Annotated in this window: 17 protein-coding genes, 1 pseudogene and 1 riboswitch; of the genes and pseudogenes, 16 read left to right on the top strand and 2 right to left on the bottom strand. The window is 51.5% G+C overall.

The window, feature by feature from the left end; all coding sequences use genetic code 11:
- Nucleotides 1-73: 73 nt before the first annotated feature.
- Complete coding sequence (locus IZU99_08220; GenBank protein UOO37237.1) at nucleotides 74-739, top strand: YdcF family protein; 666 nt, start codon at nucleotides 74-76, stop codon at nucleotides 737-739.
- A 162-nt stretch (nucleotides 740-901) separates the two neighbouring features.
- Nucleotides 902-3,244, top strand: coding sequence for an EAL domain-containing protein (locus tag IZU99_08215; protein UOO37236.1), 2,343 nt, complete (start codon nucleotides 902-904; stop codon nucleotides 3,242-3,244).
- 47 nt (nucleotides 3,245-3,291) lie between these two features.
- Here IZU99_08215 and IZU99_08210 read toward each other — a convergent pair whose 3' ends face one another.
- Together IZU99_08210 and IZU99_08205 are read right to left on the bottom strand one after the other, a co-directional pair.
- Nucleotides 3,292-3,810, bottom strand: coding sequence for a M48 family metallopeptidase (locus IZU99_08210; protein ID UOO37235.1), 519 nt, complete (start codon nucleotides 3,808-3,810; stop codon nucleotides 3,292-3,294).
- Entirely contained in the window at nucleotides 3,807-4,046 is a 240-nt protein-coding gene (locus IZU99_08205; protein UOO37234.1) for a DUF1653 domain-containing protein, read from the bottom strand. The genes IZU99_08210 and IZU99_08205 overlap by 4 nt, the downstream gene beginning before the upstream one ends.
- Before the next feature lie 114 nt (nucleotides 4,047-4,160).
- On the opposite strand from IZU99_08205, the gene IZU99_08200 reads away from it, so the two are divergent.
- The 14 genes and pseudogenes from IZU99_08200 to IZU99_08135 all read left to right on the top strand — a co-directional run bounded on the left by IZU99_08200 (nucleotide 4,161) and on the right by IZU99_08135 (nucleotide 20,719).
- Nucleotides 4,161-5,021 (top strand): hypothetical protein, encoded by an 861-nt coding sequence (locus tag IZU99_08200; protein ID UOO37233.1) that lies wholly within the window; start codon nucleotides 4,161-4,163, stop codon nucleotides 5,019-5,021.
- A gap of 144 nt (nucleotides 5,022-5,165) precedes the next feature.
- A complete protein-coding gene (locus tag IZU99_08195) occupies nucleotides 5,166-5,936 on the top strand; it encodes a hypothetical protein (GenBank protein UOO37232.1) in 771 nt (256 codons plus the stop codon).
- A gap of 235 nt (nucleotides 5,937-6,171) precedes the next feature.
- Nucleotides 6,172-7,227, top strand: a complete 1,056-nt coding sequence (locus IZU99_08190) for an IS30 family transposase (GenBank protein UOO37231.1) — start codon at nucleotides 6,172-6,174, stop codon at nucleotides 7,225-7,227.
- Nucleotides 7,228-7,409: 182 nt separating this feature from the next.
- Entirely contained in the window at nucleotides 7,410-7,952 is a 543-nt protein-coding gene (locus tag IZU99_08185) for a rubrerythrin family protein (GenBank protein UOO37230.1), read from the top strand.
- 18 nt (nucleotides 7,953-7,970) lie between these two features.
- The gene (locus tag IZU99_08180; protein ID UOO37229.1) at nucleotides 7,971-8,822 is read left to right on the top strand and encodes a formate/nitrite transporter family protein; all 852 of its coding nucleotides are present in this window, start codon (nucleotides 7,971-7,973) and stop codon (nucleotides 8,820-8,822) included.
- Between the two features lie 258 nt (nucleotides 8,823-9,080).
- Entirely contained in the window at nucleotides 9,081-10,784 is a 1,704-nt protein-coding gene (gene tadA, locus IZU99_08175; GenBank protein ID UOO37228.1) for a Flp pilus assembly complex ATPase component TadA, read from the top strand.
- Nucleotides 10,785-10,816: 32 nt separating this feature from the next.
- Nucleotides 10,817-11,872: a type IV pilus twitching motility protein PilT gene (locus tag IZU99_08170; protein UOO37227.1), complete on the top strand. Its 1,056-nt coding sequence runs from the start codon at nucleotides 10,817-10,819 to the stop codon at nucleotides 11,870-11,872.
- 50 nt (nucleotides 11,873-11,922) lie between these two features.
- Nucleotides 11,923-13,137 (top strand): type II secretion system F family protein, encoded by a 1,215-nt coding sequence (locus tag IZU99_08165; GenBank protein UOO37226.1) that lies wholly within the window; start codon nucleotides 11,923-11,925, stop codon nucleotides 13,135-13,137.
- Between the two features lie 162 nt (nucleotides 13,138-13,299).
- Nucleotides 13,300-13,386: riboswitch (cyclic di-GMP riboswitch) on the top strand.
- A 254-nt stretch (nucleotides 13,387-13,640) separates the two neighbouring features.
- Nucleotides 13,641-13,802: pseudogene (locus tag IZU99_08160) on the top strand (prepilin-type N-terminal cleavage/methylation domain-containing protein).
- Between the two features lie 341 nt (nucleotides 13,803-14,143).
- Complete coding sequence (locus tag IZU99_08155) at nucleotides 14,144-14,905, top strand: prepilin peptidase (protein UOO37225.1); 762 nt, start codon at nucleotides 14,144-14,146, stop codon at nucleotides 14,903-14,905.
- Nucleotides 14,906-14,965: 60 nt separating this feature from the next.
- Nucleotides 14,966-16,738 carry a pilus assembly protein PilM gene (pilM, locus tag IZU99_08150; GenBank protein ID UOO37224.1) on the top strand — a complete coding sequence of 591 codons (1,773 nt, stop codon included), beginning with the start codon at nucleotides 14,966-14,968 and terminating at the stop codon, nucleotides 16,736-16,738.
- 18 nt (nucleotides 16,739-16,756) lie between these two features.
- Nucleotides 16,757-17,419 carry a hypothetical protein gene (locus IZU99_08145; protein UOO37223.1) on the top strand — a complete coding sequence of 221 codons (663 nt, stop codon included), beginning with the start codon at nucleotides 16,757-16,759 and terminating at the stop codon, nucleotides 17,417-17,419.
- Nucleotides 17,420-17,451: 32 nt separating this feature from the next.
- The gene (locus tag IZU99_08140) at nucleotides 17,452-18,630 is read left to right on the top strand and encodes a prepilin-type N-terminal cleavage/methylation domain-containing protein (GenBank protein UOO37222.1); all 1,179 of its coding nucleotides are present in this window, start codon (nucleotides 17,452-17,454) and stop codon (nucleotides 18,628-18,630) included.
- A gap of 19 nt (nucleotides 18,631-18,649) precedes the next feature.
- Nucleotides 18,650-20,719 (top strand): hypothetical protein, encoded by a 2,070-nt coding sequence (locus IZU99_08135; GenBank protein UOO37221.1) that lies wholly within the window; start codon nucleotides 18,650-18,652, stop codon nucleotides 20,717-20,719.
- The last annotated feature ends 6 nt before the right edge of the window (nucleotides 20,720-20,725 follow it).

The raw sequence follows: 20,725 nt of genomic DNA, 5'->3' as shown, positions 1-20,725 counted from the left end.
TCATTTAAATCTGTGCCGACAGTCGGCATCTGACGAAGCCTCTTCAGGCAAACAACGCTGAGCGGAGAGAGATATGGTAAAATTCGCGCGGGCCGCCCTGGCCGTTTTCATCATTGCGGCTCTCATCGGCACATCGGCCGTGTTCACCCTAAACAGAGTCGTCCTCGGCGGCGGTGGCAGGATTATCAGTGAGTCGGATGCCGCGGGCCTACAGGATGTCGACTGCATCCTGATTCTCGGCTGTGGCGTCTATGCCAACCGATACCCGAGCGAAATGCTACAGGATAGGCTGACAGAGGGCGTTCGCCTCTACAAGCTCGGCGCCTCAGACAGACTTCTGATGAGCGGCGACAACAGCGCCGTCAATTATAACGAAGTGAAGGTTATGAAAGATTTCGCCGTCGCTGCGGGCGTCCCATCGGAGCATGTTTTTCAGGATCACGCGGGGTTTTCGACATATGAGAGCATGTATCGGGCGCGGGATATCTTCGCCGTGAAAAAAATCATTATCGTCACACAGAGCTATCATATAAACAGGGCGCTTTACATTGCCGCGCAGCTCGGTCTGGATGCGTACGGCGTTGTCTCAGAGCCCAAGCCATACGCCGGTCAGTGGTTGAGAGATTGCAGGGAGATTCTGGCGCGTGCCAAGGATTTTTTTACCTGTATTTTTAAGCCGGAGCCGACGTTTCTCGGGGAGGTTATACCTGTCTCCGGCAACGGCGACACGACGGATTAAAATGAAAAAACCACCTATGGAATCTTGATTTTCCATAAAAATTACAAAATTTAAGAAAAAAATTAAATTTTTTCAAAATTATTCCGATAAATAAAAGGTAAAAAAGTCGGCTTTCGTTAGTTCCTTCGTTTATGAAAGAAAAAGAAAAGCGGGGAAAGAATTGTGCAGATGAAAAAGTCCGTCGCTTCGAGCAGCTGGATCATCTTAGTTGTTCTTGTATTGATCTATACGGGCTCCTATTTTGTTATGCCGTCCGCCGGAGACCTTTTGTCACCGATTGTTGCCGCCGTCTCCGGGGGCATTTTACTCATGGTTTATTTGCTGTCAGATAAAAAACAGGTGCTCAGCCTCGCCTTTATCTTTTTGTCGGTGGCCTGCTTTGCATGGTCGGTCGGCGATATCGGTTGGGCTGTGCTGCTGCGCAACGGGATAGACCCGTCGCAGAATATCTCTGTCAATATTGCTTATTTTGTCACAAACATCATGATTGTCGCTGCCGTTTTGTTATTCGGTTTTCAGCAGTTTCACAAATGGCGCTCAATCCGCGGCGTAATCGAATCAGTGACGATCGGAATTCTCAGTGTGCTATTAATCTGGATTGTCTTTTTTGGCAAGGAAGACGCTGCCATCAAAATTTTCATGAGCGACGGCATCATATCAGCCGTTTCGATCGTTCTCGACATTTTTCTTGTGATCGAAATCTCAACGTGGCTCATCACCGCCCCCCACCACAAATTGCCTTTGTTTTTAAAAATGATTGCCGTCGGCGTTGTGCTTTTTTGTGCCACCGATATTTTCTACTACTACTTGGTCTATAAAAACCTGTATCAGCCTAATTCTTTCATTGACGTTTTGTTTATTTATCCGATTGCGCTCATTGCACTTGGGAGCTTTCATAAACTTATATCAAAAATGTCCGCCAAAGACCTCGAAGGGATAGAGGACGATGCCGGTAAAAGCAAATGGTACTTTCTGATGATCTTCCCAGTCCTTGCCGTTGCGTTTGAAGGGCTTAATATGATCGATTTGCTCGTTTTTATGGGCATTATCGTGCTCAACCACGCGACGGTCAAGTATGTCCATCTCGCTTATGAAAACGAGAGGCTGCTCAATCAGGAGTTTTGTCTCAACGCCAAACTCGAAAAGAAGATTCAGGAACAGCTATTAGAATTGTCCGTTCTGGCCAATCAGGACACGGTGACAAAGCTTTATAACAGGCGGTATTTCTCCATCTGCCTTGAGGAAGCCATCCGCCTCCAGCACAGCAGTGAGCGGATTATCGTCATGCAGTTTGACCTCGACCGCTTCAAAACGATTAACGACAGTTATGGACACGACGTCGGTGATAAAGTTATAATCGAAATCTCCGAGCGCCTATTAAACTGGAACAAATACGACGCCGTCCTGGCCCGAATGGGCGGGGACGAGTTTGCCATCCTGCTGCGCGGCCTCTATACACGCCAGCAGCTGGCGGGGCTGTGCCGCCAGATCGTTGAAATCTGCAGTGCGCCGATCTTTGTAGACAAGCAGGTTATTTACGTCACCATCAGCGTCGGCGTGTCGCTCCTGCCGGACGATGCCGCCGACGCCACAACACTGCTGAAGAATTCGGATATGTCGATGTACAGGGCCAAGGCACTCGGCTTTAACAAATATGAGTTTTTTGACCCGAAGTTCAAGGAAAACCTTCGGATGAAAAACGAGGTTGAAGCGCTTTTGCGAAAAGCCAACCTTCAGAAGGATTTTGAGCTTTTCTTCCAGCCGCAATTCGAGATGCCGGAGAAAAAGCTGATCGGCGCCGAAGCCCTTCTGCGCTGGAACAGCTCCGAGCATGGCTATATCCCGCCGAGCATCTTCGTGCCGGTGGCGGAAGAAATTGATTATATTAACAGAATCGGTAAATGGGTTCTCCGCAAGGCGGTTGAGCAGGTTGTGGAATGGAACACGCATTTCGGCGTGCAAATGAAAATGGGCATTAACATATCGCCCAAGCAGTTGACGGAGGATGATTTCTTCTTAACACTGAAGGATATCATCGCCTCAAACGACCTGAAGGCCGCCTGGATTGATGCGGAGATCACGGAAAATCTGATGATTGAGGAGAACGCAAAGGTCAAACCGATTTTTGACCTGTTCGAGGAACTGAACATCTCCGTCTCCATTGACGACTTCGGCTCTGGGTATTCATCGCTTGGCTATCTCAATAAATACCGTTTTGACAGAATTAAAATCGACAAATCCCTCATTGATAATTTGACAGTTTCGGGCGGCAGCGGGCTTGAGGTCGTCAAGGCGATCATTTCGATGGCCAATGCCGTCGGCAAAGTGACAATTGCAGAAGGTGTTGAAACAGCCGAGCAGCTTAGCATCCTTACCGAGCTCGGCTGCCGACAGGTGCAGGGCTATCTCCTCGGCAGGCCGGTACCGGCCGACGAATTCCGGCGGCGCTATCTGCAGGAGGAACGCGTGATCCCGTTTGAAGACCTGTTTTCAAAAAGCAGCTGATAGCGGCAAAAAAGTCAACCGGCAGGATAAACCTGCCGGTTGTTATTTTATTCACCCAGCAGCTTTTTCCGCCTCTTAAAGTCCGGAAGAACCGACCCGATGAGTGCATAAAAAGCCTTGCCGTGGTTTTTGTGCCGAATATGGGCTAGCTCGTGGACGACGACATAATCAATGGCGTCTGCCGGATAGCGCATTAATCGCCATGAAAAGCAAAGGTGGTTTGTGCCGCTGCAGCTGCCGAATCGTTTTTCGGCGCTCGTTATTTTGACGGCCGTTGGCACAAGGCCCATTATAGAGGCATAAAAGGCAACACGTGCCGGAATGTGTTTTATTGCCTGATTCTTTAAGAGCACTATTTCGTCGCCCGTCAGCGGGGGACGCGCCAAAAGGCGGTGACGCTGCGCTGCGAGACCTGTTTGAATCCAGCGCGCATGGCGAGTCAGCATTGCGTCAATATCGCGCGGTGCGGCGTGCAGCGGCGCGCGTACAAGGAGCGCCGCGTCCTTCGTGATTTCAAGGGCCAGTGTCTTGCGTTTAGAGTAAATAACGGTATAATCGGCTGTCATAACAAAGTATCCTCGTCTGCCGGATAATCGATAAATGTAAAACGCGGGATGTACGCGCCGCCGGACAAAACCGTCTCCTGCCACATAGCAGCGGGGCGGACCCAAACATCGCCGCCACCGTAAAGCGCGCGATAAACAACCATCGGCTCGAGTGTCTCCGAGTGACGCGCTATATAAAGAACCTCGTAATCGTTGCCTTTATAATGATGCCAGCGGCCTGGCTTGATTGCGTCCATATTTATCAGCCTCCGTTTCTAACAATACCGGCACCAAGTGATCAGAGGCAGTTTACCATATAACGGCGGATCCGTAAAGGCGCATGCCTTCGCCGTCTAAATGGGCGGGGTGGTTTGACCACCGGGTGGAAACGTGATACCATCGGCATTGCGGCGATGCGCCGCCTCGGATTAAACAGATCAATGCGCGGCGAGAAGCCCGCGCCGGAAAGGTGCGATTTCATGCAGGAAGACGAGAAGCAGCTGTCGAAGCGGCTTGCGGAGCTTGCCGGCAGAGCCGACGCGCAGCGGCGGTATGTCTATTCGGAATTTCTCACACTGGCCGAACAGGAAGTGTTGCGGGCTGTGCAAATCGTTTTTGCCGCACCGGTATCGCTTGTTGGCGGATATGACGGGGCGGAGCGGTGCCTTGCCGTTTTTGGGGATGACACGCTGTGCGGCTATACGGAAGCGCCGCCTGTTGCCCGTGTTGCTATTGCGCCGACCGCCCCAAAATATACCGAGGCACTGACGCATCGAGATTTTCTTGGTGCCCTTTTGGGGCTTGGTTTACGCCGCGGCGTTTTGGGTGATATCATCGTCGTAGGCAATGAGGCGTATGTTGTCTGCGTCGATGCGGTTGCAGACTTCATTGTCCGGGAGCTTTGTGCCGTACGCCGCACGGCTGTTACCTGCACGGCTGTCGACGAGATACCGGCGCAGTCCCTTAAAACACCGGTGCCGTCATCGCTCAACGTTGCGTCCGAGCGGCTGGACGCGCTGATTGCCGCCGTTTTCAATCTGTCACGGACGGCAAGTCAAGCACTGATTGACAAAGGGTGCGTCTTTTTAAACGGGCGCGAAACGGATAAAACAAGCGTTGTTCCGATTAAGGGGACCATTGTTTCTGTCCGAGGGCTCGGGCGATTTATCTATGAAGGAGTCGAGCGCCGGTCAAAAAAAGGTCGGCTGTTTGTAAAGGTCCGTCTTTACTGAACGTTTTCCTTGATATTCTATCGTTGGTGTGCTAGATTAGACGCGTTGAGAATACATCTTTTTAGGTATGCCGTGGCGTCATTTACGCAAAGAATACCATCCGACGCCCGCTTGATACACAAAAATGGATGAGAGGATGTTACCATGAGCTCGACGCTTTTTGATTATGAATGGCAGTTTCTTGTCCAACTGATCACGCGTATGACATACTGCCAGACATACGAAGAAACGTGCGAAATGCTCCTCCAGCAGCTAAAAACACTCATACCGTTTCAGTCAGGCCTTATCTTTCAGGCCGCCAGAGAAGACGGTGCCGTTGAACTGATAGACCCCATTTCAACAGGTTTCTCGGAGGAGGACGTCGACCGTACCGGGTTTTCAGACGGCAGCTTTTCGCTGTGGGACGATTATTTGGCGGCGCCTTCAAGCGTGGTCTTTCGCCTGTCGGACGTTGTGGCACCTGCCCGAATGGAAAAAACGCGCGTTTACCGCGACTGCTGGCAGCGCAACAACATTTACTGGGGTCTTTTTGCCTCGCTGGCATGCAAAGACCGCCCGCTAGCCGTGCTTGGGCTTTTGCGGCGAAAAATTGATGACGATTTTTCCGCGCGTGACATCTACATATTCAATACGCTGAAGGACCCGCTGGAGCGAAAGCTTCAAAGCCTGCTTGCCGGCGGTGCAGGCGCTTTTGTCTATCGGAACGAAAAGATAGCCAGGGCAGCGTCCGGCTACGGACTGACGAAACGTGAGACGGAAATCGTCTCACTTGTCTGCAGCAGCAAAAGCAGCGAAGAGATGTGCCGAAAGCTCTCTATCTCGCGGGCAACGCTCTCCAAGCACCTGTCAAACATCTACATAAAGACGAAGGTCCGCAGCCGAACGCAGTTGTTTGGTTTGTTTGCAGAGGCGTAATGGCAGAAACGATGTTTTTTGTGAAAATATAGTAAAATTGAACGGTTTATTTATACTTTCTTTCGGCACAAGTCGAAAATTATGAACAAAAAGCAAAAAAATTATTAAATAATCCAAAATTCCGGTTGATTGTAAAATGAAATTGAACACTTGAACAGAAAAATCCATAGTGATTATTCTTCGTGGTAAAATGTAGTTCCTACACAACATCTGCCACCGAAAGGATACAATCACTATGGATAACAATGATTCTATCACAGTCAGCGCAGAACGCAAGAAAGGGCAACACTTGAGCTTGGAAGATCGTGGTGCTGTCAAAGCCCTCTTGAAGCAGGGACTTGGCGTACGCGGCATCGCCCGAAACATTGGCTGTTCACCGTCCACCATCTCATACGAGTTAAGGCGAGGTACACCGACACGGAAGAGCAACAGGGGCCAAGCACCTGGCTATTCTCCGAAACTCGGCGAGGCCATCTACAAGGCTAATCGAAGGGCTTGTGTCAAGCCCCTCAAAGCAGGCTCCTGCAAGACTTTCATTGACTGGGTAGTCAAGCAGATCCGGGAACACAAGTGGTCGCTGGATTCCTGCTGCGGATATGCGAAGCGACAGCGTTTGTACAGTGAAGATCAGATGGTTTGTACCCGCACTCTGTACAACATGGTCTGGGCAGGCTTGCTTCCCATCACGCCGACCGAACTGCCGGAAGCCTTAAAACGCAGCACCCGAAAGGCCAGGGGCAGGGAAAACAAAAAGCACTACGGCACAAGCATTTCCGCCCGTCCTGAGATCGCTTCCCTTCGTATAGAAGGCGGCCACTGGGAGGGCGACACCGTGGTTGGAAAACGAGCTGGGAAAGAGGCAGTTGTACTCTCTCTGCTGGAGAAGAAGACCGAGCACTACATCGCCATTCGTATTCCCGGAAAGACCAGTGATGCGGTGATGTCTGCCATGAAAAGCCTACGCGCTGAGTACGGGGAACGTTTTTCACAGATTTTTAAGACGATTACCGTAGACAACGGCAGCGAGTTCGCCGACTTTGCAGAAGTCGAGGCTTGGGGTTCCCAGATCTACTTTGCCCACCCATACAGCTCTTGGGAACGTCCTCAGAACGAAAGGCATAATGGACTGTTCCGGACCTTCGTTCCAAAGGGAACATCTATTGAGCAGTATACAGACGAGGACATCCTGTCCGCTGCTGATGAGTTAAATGGGCGACCCCGGAAGAAGCTCGGATACCACACGCCAGAGGAACTATTTGAAGCCTTTCTTGATTCCGAATACGCAGCCTGACGGCTGCGACAACCTTGGCACAGACAGCGCCTGCGGCACCATCTGTGTCCAAGGTTAATTGATGGGAACGATTTTGCCTCGGGGTGTTCAATTTGCACTTGCAATTTATGAATCCAAAATTCCAAAAGATTTTCATAGAAACAGTTTTGAACAAGTGCTAATATCGACAAGGAGTGTTATACATGAAAGATTTCAAAGGCAGCAAAACAGCAGAAAACCTGATGATCGCGTTTTCAGGTGAGTCCCAGGCACGCAATAAGTATTCCTATTACGCGTCCAAGGCAAAAAAAGACGGATACGAGCAGATCGCGGCTATCTTCGAGGAGACGGCGAACAACGAGAAGGAGCATGCCAAGCTGTGGTTCAAACTCCTGCACGGCGGCGAGGTGCCCGATACCCTGACAAATCTCGGCGACGCGGCTGGCGGTGAACATTACGAGTGGACCGATATGTACGCGTCTTTTGCCAAGGTTGCGCACGAGGAAGGCTTCGACGACATCGCCAAGCAGTTTGAAGGTGTCGCCGCCGTCGAAAAAACCCATGAGGAACGGTATAGAAAGCTGATTGCCAACATTAAAGGCGGTCTCGTTTTCTCAAGGGATCAGGACGTGATATGGCAGTGCAGCAACTGCGGCCACATTGAAATCGGGAAAAAAGCTCCTGATGAATGTCCCGTGTGCAAACACCCACAGGCGTATTTTCAGCTTCGCGCGGAAAATTACTAAGCGTTTAGGAGGATTAGAATGAATTCACCCAAAGAAGTCGCGCAAAACTACATAGCTGTTGGCGCGGCAAAAACAAAGCTCTCCATTGGCAAAATGCTCTGGCTTGGCATCCTGGCTGGTATCTTCATCGCGCTGGCCGGCGTTGCTTCAACAGTCGCACCCGCATCAATCCCGAAAGAACTTGCCTCGGTCGCAAAGCTCCTCGGAGCCAGCGTCTTCCCCGGAGGCCTCGCCATGGTACTCATCGCGGGCAGCGAGCTTTTTACCGGAAATACGATGATCATCATGCCCGTCTGCTGCAAGCAGGCCGCAATCACCGGCATGCTGAAGAACTGGCTCATCGTCTACATCGGCAACCTGATCGGTTCCATGCTTATCGCGGCGCTCGTTGTCTACGGCGGCACGTTTGAACTCTTTAATAACGCTGTCGGCGCCGCGGCAATCAACACGGCCGTCGGCAAGGTCAACCTGACATTCAGTGATGCTTTTATCCGCGGCATCCTCTGCAACTTCCTCGTCTGCATTGCCGTTTGGATGTCCATGGCCGCGAAAGACGTTACCGGTAAAATTGCCGGTCTTTTCTTCCCGATTATGTTCTTCGTGCTCTGCGGCTATGAGCACAGCGTTGCCAACATGTACTTCATTTCTGCGGGTCTCTTTGCCAACGGAACGGGTGCTTTTGCCGATGCCGTTGCCAAAATCGATCCCTCCAAACTCGCCAACCTCTCCTGGTACGGCTTCTTTATCAAGAACCTCCTGCCTGTCACGCTTGGCAATATCGTCGGCGGCTCTGTCCTCGTCGGCCTGGGCTACTGGGGCGTTTACCTCTCCGGCGACAAGAAGGAAGCCCTTTCCGCTGCGAAGAAATAATAAATCGTTCTCGAAACCTCTTCATAAAAGCCTCCCTGACGGGAGGCTTTTATTATTTCCCCGATTGACAAATTCCAACAATATATTGAATAATGGCATTTGATAAAGCTAAAATTATACATTATATTGTGATTTTGGATGGATTAATGGCAAATTATCCGCAAATCGCCATGATTTTACGCTAGTTTGCGACAAAATCACAAGATGTTGTGCTTCTGGCATCCTGGCCCATGAATCCCTTGAGAGTTGGTGACGTCTGTGAACCTGCCAAAACGAAAAATGCGGCTTGGCGATATCCTCAAAGCGCAGGGCGTCGTCGACGACAAGCAGCTTGAAGCCGCCCTCGCCATTCAGCAGCGCACGAAGCAGCGCCTCGGAGACGTCCTGATTGAAACGGGCATCACAACCGAGACGCAGATCACAAATGCCTTGCACCGCCAACTTGGCATTGAGATGATTGAGCTGCGGGGTATTAAAATACCGCCGGAGGTCATCGGTCTCGTCAGCGGCTCTATTCTCCGAAAGCATAAGGTCCTCCCGGTTGGCTTTGATGAAAAGGACTCTAACGCCCTCATCGTCGCCATGGCAGACCCGCTCGATATGATCGCGCAGGACGATATTGCCATCATCACAAACAGGCGCATTGAGCCGCGCGTGGCCACCGTCGGCGCCATTAACTCAGTGCTTGATCGTTATTTTGGCAATGAAGAGGCTATGACGGCAGCCGAGCAGTATACGAAGGAGCGGGAGCATCAGCAGCAGGCGCTGGAAGAGGCGGCCCTGCAAGCCGAGATGGAGCTTAATTCCGCGCCGATCGTCCAGCTCGTTAAAACAATGATCGAGCAAGCCGTCCGCCAGCGGGCGAGTGACATTCATGTCGAGGCGCTCGAGAAAAAAGTCCGTGTACGGTACCGGATAGACGGTATTTTAATTGAAAAGATGATGTACGACGCAGCGCTTCTGGCTGCCATCATCACGCGCATTAAAATTCTCGGCCGGATGGACATCTCCGAAAAACGCAAGCCGCAGGATGGGCGCATTACCATCGTTGTCGACCATGCCGAGTATGATGTTCGCGTCTCGGTGCTGCCAACGTCATACGGTGAAAAGGTCGTCATGCGCATCGCCTCCGCCACCGGCTTGACGAAAGACAAATCTGAGCTTGGCTTCCGCACCTGGGAGTTGTCACAATTTGATCATATTCTCTCCAACCCAAACGGGATGATCCTCGTCACCGGGCCGACAGGCAGCGGTAAATCCACGACGCTGTATACAGCGCTGAGCGAACTCAATCAAGAGGACGTCAATATTGTTACCGTTGAAGACCCCGTCGAGGCCAATATTATGGGTATCAATCAGGTGCAGGTCAATCCGAAGGCGGATATGACGTTTGCAAGCGCCCTTCGTGCCATTCTCCGTCAAGACCCCGACATCATTATGATCGGCGAGATCCGTGACTTTGAGACGGCCTCCATTGCCGTACAGGCATCGATTACCGGCCATCTCGTCGTTTCAACGCTCCACACCAACAGCTCGGCGGCAACGGTTACCCGCCTGATTGATATGGGCGTGGAATCATTTCTGCTTGCCGACTCGCTTGTCGGCGTTATCGCGCAGCGCCTTGTCCGCCGCCTGTGCACCGCCTGCCGCAAACAGCGTCCGGCAACAGAACAGGAGAAGGTCATTCTGGGGGTAGACCCAAGTCTGCCGCTCATGATTTATGCGCCCGGCGGCTGTCATCTCTGCGGCGAATCAGGCTACTTCGGCCGGATTGGCGTGTATGAAATTATGGAGATCACGCCGCCGCTTAAACGTATTATCGCCGCCAAAGGGACGACGGAACAGATCAAGGAGCAGGCAATCAAAGACGGGATGCACACCTTGCGCATGTCGGCGTCTGAATATGTTCTGGACGGTACGACTTCGGTTTCCGAAATGGTCAAGGTGTCGTTTGAATCATAGGGCTCAGAATCTATCGGAAAGGATGGTGTTCGATGAACCCTATCGATGATATTTTGAGAGACGCTGTTGAAAAAGGCGCTTCCGATGTTCATTTTACCGTTGGGATCCCGCCCGTTGCACGCATTGACGGCAATCTTGTTTCCCTCGGCGGAGACGTTTTGAAACCGGCTGACACAATTGCTGTCGCCGAGGCAATGATGACCGATAAAAACAAAGCCCATCTCCAAGCAAACGGCGAGGCGGATTTGGCCTATTCCGTTACGAATTTCGGGCGCTTCCGCGTCAACGTTTTTATGCAGCGGGGGAGCGTCGCCGTCGCGGTTCGCGCTTTAAATTATGAGATTCCAACGCCCGACAAACTCGGTATTCCCGACAGCGTTATCGACGTTGTCAAAAGGCAGCGCGGGCTCGTCCTCGTCACCGGGCCGACGGGCAGCGGCAAATCCACGACGCTGGCATCACTCATCAACGTACTCAATGAGAATTATCCATACCATATCATCACGCTGGAAGACCCCATTGAATATCTGCACCGGCATAAGAAGGCGATCGTCAACCAGCGGGAAATGGGAACGGATTCCGAAAATTACGCCAGCGGCCTCCGAGCCGCCCTGCGTGAAGACCCTGATGTTATTCTCGTCGGCGAAATGCGTGACCTTGAGACAATCTCTATTGCCGTAACGGCGGCTGAGACCGGCCATCTTGTCTTCTCAACCCTGCACACGATCGGCGCGGCGTCAACGATTGACCGTATCATCGACGTGTTTCCGCCGCACCAGCAACAGCAGATCCGGACGCAGCTGGCCGAGGTGCTCGTGAGTGTCGTCTCTCAGCAGCTCATCTCGAAAAAAATCGGGAAGGGGCGCTGCGCAGCCATCGAGGTCATGCACATTAATCCCGCCATCCGCAATCTCATCCGTGACAGCAAAACGTTTCAAATCCCGTCCGTCATGCAGACGAATAAAAAAGCCGGCATGCAGACGATGGACGACGCGATATACGACCTGTATACCCGCAATGTCATCACAGACACCGAGGCCATGCGTTATGCGCAGGATATCAATTATCTCGCCAAGCGGATTATCTGAAGGATTCGATCTCAATCGGGCGGCCTTATTGGCTTGAAGGGGGCGGCATATTGGCAGCATATATCTATACGGCGGTTGACCGGTCCGGCAGAAACCGCAAGGGAACGATCGAGGCGGACACGAAAGAACGCGCCCGCGAGATGTTAAAAAACGACGGCCTTGTCGCGCTTGCCGTCAATGACCAAAACCTTTTAAATAAGGAAATCACTTTTGATATCGGCGGCAAGCCAAAGTCGCGCGATATGAGCATCTTTTGCCGCCAGTTTGTCAGTATTGTCGGCGCGGGCGTGACGATTATCGAAGCGCTTGGCATGCTCTCGGAGCAGACAGAGAACAAAATGCTTAAAAAGGCGATTTTGGAGACAAAGCTCGCCGTCGAAAAGGGCGAATCACTGGCAGAGGCCATGCGCCAGAATGAAAAGGTCTTTTCCGGCATGCTCATCACAATGGTTGAGGCAGGCGAAGCCTCCGGCAGTCTGGAGGTCTCCTTCACACGGATGGCCGATCAGTTTGAAAAGGAAGCGCGGCTCAAAGCGCTCATTAAAAAGGCGTCTATTTACCCGGCCGTTGTCGCCGTTGTCGCCGTTGCCGTTGTTATTGCGATGCTGACCTTTGTGGTGCCAACATTTCAGCAGATGTTTGCCGACCTCGGCACGAAGCTTCCGGCGATTACACTTTTTGTCGTCGCGCTGAGCAAATTCATGCAGAGCTACTGGTATATCGTTGTTTTAACAATTATTTTGCTCGTCGTCTTTCTCAACTATTTTAAAACGACGGACGCAGGGATGCGCGTTTTTGGTAAAATCGCGATGAAGCTGCCGCTATTCGGCAAGCTGACGGTTAAAACGGCGTCGTCCCGCCTGGCCAGAACGCTATCAACGCTTTTGGCGGCCGGTCTGCCGCTCATTAACGCTTTGGAAATCACCGCCAACACGATGACAAACATCTTTTTCAAAGAGGCTATTTTAAACGCCAAGGAAGACGTCACCATGGGCACATCACTTTCGGAGCCACTTGTGCGCGGCGGCCTTTTTCCACCGCTCGTGTGCCACATGCTCAAAATAGGCGAGGAATCCGGCAATATTGAGGCGATGCTCTCAAAACTCGCCGATTATTATGACGAGGAGGTTGAAATCGCCACACAATCGCTGATGGCAGCCTTAGAGCCGGCAATTATCATCTTTCTGGCAGGCGTTATCGGGACGATCATTATTTCAGTGATCCTGCCGATGGCGCAGATGTACAGCGGACTGCAGAACATTTAACGCGCGTTCTCCTTCCGGCAATACCGATTGAATACACGGCCTATCTTCATGATTTTCACCAAAAACTGAAAAAAGTGACGAAATGTGAGAAAAAGTGAGATAAACACTTGACACTTATAAAGTGCCATGGTACCGTTAACTTGACAAGTTGTCAGTTAATTCAATCGATAATAGCAAACCTGTTGAAAAGCAGGGACGCAAAGCTTAGGGTCTAAGGCCGCTCGTCGGCTATGACAGCCAGTTGCCGAAATTGAAGGGTATGCAGTGTTTGCCTCCTTTCCGAAATTTCGGTAAAGGAGGTTTTTTATTGGTAAAAAAAAGAAGAGACGACATAAAGATGACATCTTCAAGGCAACGAATCCCGGCATTAAACGGCACCTGCGCTATGAGGGAGGCGGGCATCGTTTAAGTTGTGAATTGAAAGGCAACTGTCAAAAAACCGGCCGGCCCGCTTACTGGGCACGAATTAAATGAAAGAAGGTAAAACAAAAATGATGCAGTTAATGCAAAAAAGCCGCAATAACCTGAATAAACGCAGAGCACTTGGCAACAAGGGCTTCTCGCTCGTCGAGCTCATCATCGTCATCGCCATCATGGCCGTCCTCGTGGCCATTCTCGCCCCGCAATACCTGAAGTACGTGGAGAAATCGAGAGTGTCTGCTGATAATACGTTTGCTGATTCACTTCTGAGTACAACTCGAGTTATTTTGAGTGACGATGATTTTTCAGCAACAATCGATGAGAACTTTGTCGTTACATGGACTAATGGTTCCGTTGCTGTCACGGGAAATGACAATGCAGCTGTTGCTGCTGCGTTAGCCAGCGCTTTGCCAGGTTATGCGACTAAGGCAATTCAATCAAACGCACACAAAGCGGCCGCATCTGATACCTATACAATTACTGTTACATTTACAAACGGTGTTGGCGCTGCGACATCTGCTTGGGCCTGATTAAGTACGGTTTTAGGAAATTAAGTTTCTTAGCTCACCAGAAAGGACGCCGTCCAATGCTGCTTTATCCGGCCATTCCGTATATCGTCATTGTCCTGTTCGGCCTTCTGATCGGCAGCTTTCTCAATGTCTGCATGCTCAGAATCCCGGCGGGCGAGAGCATTGTGACGGCGCCCTCCCACTGCCCGCGCTGCTTAAAAAAGCTCCGCTGGTATGAGCTTATTCCTGTTTTCAGCTGGCTTTTTCAGCGTGGCCGCTGCAACGGCTGCAAGAGCCCGATTTCTGCCCAGTACCCCCTTGTTGAGGTATCAACCGGCATCTTGTTCGCCGTTATCTACAATCGTTTTGGCTTTTCCACCGAAACGTTGCTCTATTGTTCTATGACCTCAGCGCTTTTGGCGCTGAGCGTCATAGACTTTAGAACGCTTGAAATTCCGGAAGGCTTCATTTATTTTCTTCTGGCTGTCGGCATCGCGCGCGTTGTGACGGACGTTGGGAACTGGAGCTTATATCTCATTGGCGCTGGTGCCGTCGGTTTGCCGCTCTTACTGATCTTGTTAATAAGCGGCGGGCGCGGTGTCGGCGGCGGCGACGTGAAGCTCATGGCCGTCTGCGGTCTCATCCTCGGCTGGAAGCTTGTGATCCTCGCGTTTTTTCTGGGCTGCGTTCTCGGCAGTATCATCCATCTGCTGCGCATGGTCATCACGCGCACGGGGCATCAGTTGGCCTTCGGGCCGTATCTTTCTCTGGGCATCTTTATTGCCGCCCTGTGGGGCGGCGGCTTGATAAACGCCTATCTTGCGCTGTTTTTACTGTGAGAAATCAAAGTTTAAGCTTTTTTATATAGTGACTGAAATGATATGGGAGCGGGTGTGAGCATGGCCACGAAAGTTCTTGGCATTGAAATTGGCGAGCGGCTCATTAAGGTGTGTGAGACGGTCATGGGGCCGGGCGCACGGCGGGTGAGCGGCTGTGCGATGTTCCAGACACCGCCCGACGCCGTTGTGGACGGGGAAATCAGAGATCCCGAGGCTGTTGCGGCGGCGTTAAGCGAAAATCTGACCCGCTATAGCCTGAAAAACAAAAAAGTCATTTTTACAATTGCCTCCGGCCGTATTGCCATCCGCGAGGTGACAATTCCACCTGTTAAAGATAACAAAATCAAGTCGATCGTTGAGGCCAACGCCTCAGATTATTTCCCGGTTGATATGAGCAAATACCATATTACTTACACGCTGCAGGAGCGCAAGATGACAGGGGACGATGCCGGCTGCCGCTTGCTCGTGATGGCGGCACCACTATCGATATTAGAGGGGTATTTCCGTCTGGCAAACATGGCGGGGCTCTCTATTCAGGCGCTCGACTACTGCGGCAACAGCCAGTTCCGCCTGTTGGAGACGCTGCACACAGAGGGCGTCACCATGTATATCGACGTCAGCGGGGCGTATACGATAACAACGGTCGTCAAAAAGAACAAGCTTCTCATGCAGCGAACGTTTCCAAGCGGCGTGGACGACTATGTTCTCGCCTATATGGGCGGTACAAATAAAGGTGAAGGCGACTATCTCACAACGCTCAGAGAGCTCAGCAGCGAGCTGTTTAAACCGGACTTCGATGATGACACACTCGCAAGTGAAATTAATGACTATTTATCACGTCTCGTTGGCAATATCACCCGGCTGGCCGACTATTTCAATTCCTCCAACTGGGAAACCCCCATCGAAGAACTCGTTTTGACAGGTGTCGGCGCGCCGCTTGCCGGCTTGCGTGACGCCGTGGCCGAATCAACGGGTCTCACGGTCACCGTGATGCAGAAGCTTGATAAGGTGACGGCACCTGCCAGCATGGCCGGCGTCCTGATGCAGTATATCTCCTGTATCGGCGCCGCAGTTGCCCCTGTCGACTTTATTCCGGAGCAGTTTTCCAAAACGAAGAAAAAGGATGCATCGAAGAATCCGGAGTCACTATCACTCGGCGTGACGCTTCTCGTGGCGTTTACAGCCACGGCCATCGTCTTGTCTGGCGTCACTATTTTAGGGTATATTGCCGCGCAGGCAGAAAAGAAGAATCTGGAGAAAAAGATCAGCGATTTATCGTATGTCGAGACGATACATGACAACTACGTCGCCTATAACAAATATAAAAGCGATTTAACGGCGCTTGAAACACAGATCGCGTCGCCAAATGATCAGCTTCTCGAGTTTATTAACGAGCTCGAGCTGAAAATGCCGTCGGAGATCACCATTCTCTCCGCCACCTGCACGAAGGACGGCATTAGTATGAACATCACCGTTTCGTCAAAAATAGCGGCGGCCAAAACGATACAGCAGCTGCGGGCGTTTAAGACGATAGCGGCAGTTACCGTCGGCCAGATGTCTGAAACAAACGATGTCACAGGCGCCACAATGGTGACTTTCACCGTCAACTGTCAATACGCCGAGCTCGAACAGACCGCAGCAACGCCGTCACCCAGTACGCAACCGGCCAATGAGACCGTTTCCCCGTCCCCCGGTGATGGGTCAACAGATTCCGTATCGCCGTCACCCGGCACGTCGCCGGATTCCACGCCGTCAGGTGGTACAACGCCAACAGGCGGTACAACGCCAACAAGTGGCACAACGCCAACCGGCGGCGCGACACCAGCACAATAACGAAAGGGGGCGAGGGATATGAGCATTCCGAAAAAAACGATGAAACTTCTTCTGATCTGCGTGGGCTTACTGCTGCTGGTGGCCAGCTACTTCTTCGTCTATCTGAACTTTTCTGGGAAAACCGAAAAGCTGAATGCCGAAAATGATGCGCTCAAAAAGCAGTTAAACACTTTAAACGGCTATAATAGTCAGCTATCTGTCCTGAAAACGAAGCTTGACAATGACAAGGCAGACGTTGACGCGCTGCTCAGCCATTATTACAGCATGGAGCAGCCGGAGGACTTTATCATGCTCGCGTCGAATATGGACAATTATCTCGGCGTCAAGGTCACAGCGTTGTCGTTTGAAGAACCGGCTGTTGTGACGAAACTGGCCGGTGTAACGGATACGACATACAACACACTGCCGGTGACAAAAAAAGAGCTGACAGCATACGTCCTCTCGTCCACGGTGAGCGCCTCGATGAATTACAGCAAGCTAAAAAATCTTTTAAAATCAATTTATATGCAAAAAGATAAAACAACGCTCGACAGCCTCACCCTGAATTTTGACAGCTCGTCCGGCCTTATTCTTGGCACGTTAAAGCTGAACAAATACTATATCACCGGCCGCGGCATAGACGACCACAAGATTGACATCCCGTTCAACAACATCGGCAAAAGCGTTTTGATGGGCAGCTGAGTGCGTTTTTTTTGACGAGGGGAGGTGCCGGAATGAAAAGAAGATTGGGCAGCGCGGGCTTTTCGCTCCTGGAGCTCTTAATCGGCATCACCATTCTCGGCATCATCGCCGTCCCGCTTTTAACGGCTTTCGTCACAACGTCGTCAACGTCAGCTAGGGCCAACCGCCTGCGCAGCCAGACGGTTGCGGCGCAGAACGTGGCCGAATCGGTCAAAGCTGCCGGGGTTACATCTGTTCTCAACGATTTGAAATCAGGGACGCCGGCCCTCACGGCCCTTGCGTCGTCTTCCGGCCTCTATACGACGAATGAAGACGGCTCATTTGCCCCCGTCACGGACCTCTCCTCGTACGAGGATACGGACGTCTATCACGCGGGTTTTACCGGTATTGCAGCCGGTGGCCAGATGTACGACGCCATGGTAACGCTGGACGCCACAACGTACAAGGACGGCGACACCTCTTTAAATAACACGGAGATCGTCCATTACAAATCGATGGATATTATTTTCAAACAGCCTAACAGCGGTGTTGAGGACCCCGACGGTGTCGCCGCAGCCGACATGGTTTTTCAATTGACGTCAGACGGCTACAATCTGACGGACGACGATGTCATCAGTCTGATGAAAAGAACGGTGACAATCACGATAGCGCCGGTCGGCGGAGACGGCTCAACCGTTTCCTGCACGGCGCAGTATCGATATGAATTGGTGTATCAGGGTAAAACATATACGGCAAGCAGTACGTATTCCTTTTATAACGGCAGCTTTACACCGAGTAACGGCGTTTATTTCTTCTTCTACCCCCTGCATACATCGGATGTCTTCAATATTGAAAACAGGGGCAATCTGACCGTCAGCTTCTTTCTGATCAAGCAAGGTCAATCCAATCTAACGTATCTGCCGCAGATCAATCTGAAAGAGACGTATGATACCGAAAAGCTTGATGCGCACAATCTCCCGATTCCAAACGGCAGCATCTATTTTAACCGTGACAATACAACGGCACCACTGACGTTTCGCTATTACGCGGGCCATCTCTTTGGCTCAACATATCAGGACAGCCTTTTTCAAAGCAAAGATTTCAGCGTCAAACTTGTCAATACGACCATTCCGAACAGGATTTACAAGCTCACCGTCACGCTCTACAGACATGGCGACGATTTTAACAATCCGCTCATGACGTTTGACACGTCCGTCGACGCTGGCAGCTGATATGATGGCAGGAGGCAGTATGATAAACATCGTTAAAATCAGAAGGCTTCTTTGTGATAACAGAGGCTCTGCCATCATTTCCGTCCTCGTCACGATGGCGTTTGTCATCATTTTGGCGGCAATTCTTTTATACATGTCGCTCGTTAATATGCAGATGAAAAAGCTTGACCGCGAGGGAAAGGCCGTCTATTACGACGCCGAGGCTGCCGCAAATGAGATCAGAACGGGCATTCAGGGCGCTGTGTCGGAGGCCATCTCAGACGCGTATACCGAGGTTCTCGTCAATTACAACTCAACAGATGAGACGCAGCGGAAAACGACGTTTCAAACGGCATATCTCAACAGCCTGAAAGAGACGCTGGCACTGCCGGATGATTCGTTTTCTCTGTATGATCCGGAAGCGTTTTTAAGCTATGTGACAGAAAAAACACGGGTAACGCTTACCGGAACCGTGATGACAACGCAAAGCGCTGACGGCTGGGTCACGAGCGTGACGTTTAAAGACCTCACTGTGACATACAGCTCTGTCAACGGATATGTTTCATCCGTTACAACGGATATCCGCATCGAAATGCCGCCGACGGCATTCCAGCCGTCACAGCTTGCACTTGCTTCCCTGCCGAATTTCGCGGTAATCGCCGAGACGGCGCTCCAGCAGACGACATCGTCCGGCGCGCTGTCATTGACCGGCAGCGTCTATGCGGGGGCTTTGAACACAAGCAATAATGGCAACACGCTGAGCATCCGTAACGCGTCAAACTTCGTCTGTGCCGGAACCGTTACGATTCAAAACAGCGCCGCCGTCAACTTCAACGTCAACTCATCGCTGTGGGCGCGGGATATCGACCTTGACACGGGCGGCATCATCCGTACCTACGGTAACGCCTATATTGCCAACGATTTAAATCTTCACGGGGACGGCACCGAGGCTATCCTCTCCGGGCGCTACTATGGATACGGCAGCTCATCATCCAACCCCGACGAGAGCAGCGCCATTGTTATAAACGGCAAGCATACGCTGCTTGACATGTCCGCGCTCTCCGTCCTCACACTGGCCGGGCACAGCTTTGTTGATTATACGTCGGACAATGTTTTAATGGGGCAGTCGATATCCGTCAAAAGCGACCAGCTTGTCTACCTCGTCCCGGCTGCCTGTCTCACGGCCGGCATCACCAATCCGTATCAAATTCAGACCGATCCCGGCAACGCGACACTGCAAAGCTATGTCAGCGTCACACAGCCGATATTTCCAAACGGCAACTCGCTGAGCACCTATGGCGTGGCGGCAACCGATATCCAATGCATCCGAAAACTGATTGGCCAAGGCGGCAACACGGTCACACTCGTGTATTTTTGCATCAGGTTCCCGTCGGTTGAGCGGGCAAACGCCTATTTTAAGGATTACTACGCCGCCAATAGTACGGCACTGGGGAAATATACGGCTGTGTATACTAACGGCATTACCCTGATGGACAATGCGATAAAAAACATCAGTGGCGAAGCGTATACCTTCAATGCGGGTCTTGCGCAGGTGCTTAACAGAACGGCCTTCTCGTCGACACCCATCAGCGAGCTGCCCGGCAGCTTTGAAAATCTGTGCGTGACGCTGTCGAAATCGGTACCCGGCGGCGGTGAAGCATCCCCCTTTGAATATTATCTTGACGAAACCCAAATGGCCGCTGTTTCGGGCACGACGACGTATTCAAAAGACGGTGATGTCCGCGTGATTGTCACAAACGCTTCAAATTACAATGTCAGCCAGGCCCCCGGGACGGTAAACCTCATTCTGTCAACGGGCAATGTGACCGTCGATCGGGATTTTTCAGGGCTCATCATCGCCAGAGGCACCGTTGAACTGCAGGCAAACGTGACGGCCAACAGCGCGGCCGTCAGCAGCGCCCTTCAGGCACTTCGGTCTTCGAAGGACGGTACAGGGTATTACTTATATCTTAATCAGGAAAATATCAAGCTGCCCAACAACGATGATGATACCCCTACACCTGATACGGGTTCCGGTGACGAATCGGCGGCCTTGTGGGATCTCAATAATCTCGTCGTCTTTTACAACTGGAGGAAAAATGCGGAATAGAGCGCA

Source organism: Oscillospiraceae bacterium CM (assembly GCA_022870705.1).
Lineage (GTDB): Bacteria > Bacillota > Clostridia > Oscillospirales > Oscillospiraceae > Sporobacter.
This window is presented reverse-complemented; position numbering and strand designations above follow the sequence as displayed.